Genomic DNA, 400 nt, shown 5'->3' with positions numbered 1-400 from the left:
AGGGTTATTTGTCGTTCATTTTGTGATTCAACACGGATTTCAGAGGTTACGAGTGTGCGATTTTTTACATCTGTAACTTCAAAGGAATAGAATCCATTTCCTCTATCGGAAGATTTAATTGTTATCTTATCCGAGGTAGGATTTGGAAACAGAATTACATCATCGTTCAGATTTTCACCAACATCTTCTAAATCGCCTAAATCAGGACATACAGTACATCGTCCGCAAGAAAATCATTTTGAACAGTTCTATACGCAGTAAATGTTGAGTTGTTTTGGTCAGTGACCACCAGCATAACCTCTAAATTTTGGTTTGTGGGCATGGTGGTTGTCAAGGTTGTTCCGTTTCCTGCGAAGTAGTATCCTGAGCCGTTATTTAATTGCCAGCTTGTGGAATATGG

General features: G+C 38.8%; 1 protein-coding gene. It reads right to left on the bottom strand.

The window, feature by feature from the left end:
* Positions 1-196 precede the first annotated feature (196 nt).
* On the bottom strand, positions 197-400 hold a 204-nt coding region (locus tag DK188_RS21755), incomplete at its 5' end, for a hypothetical protein (RefSeq protein ID WP_232825797.1).

Source organism: Algoriphagus litoralis (assembly GCF_003259255.1).
Classification (GTDB): Bacteria; Bacteroidota; Bacteroidia; order Cytophagales; family Cyclobacteriaceae; genus Algoriphagus; species Algoriphagus litoralis.
The sequence above is the reverse complement of the archived record's forward strand: the minus strand, read 5'-3'. Positions and strand labels throughout refer to the sequence as shown.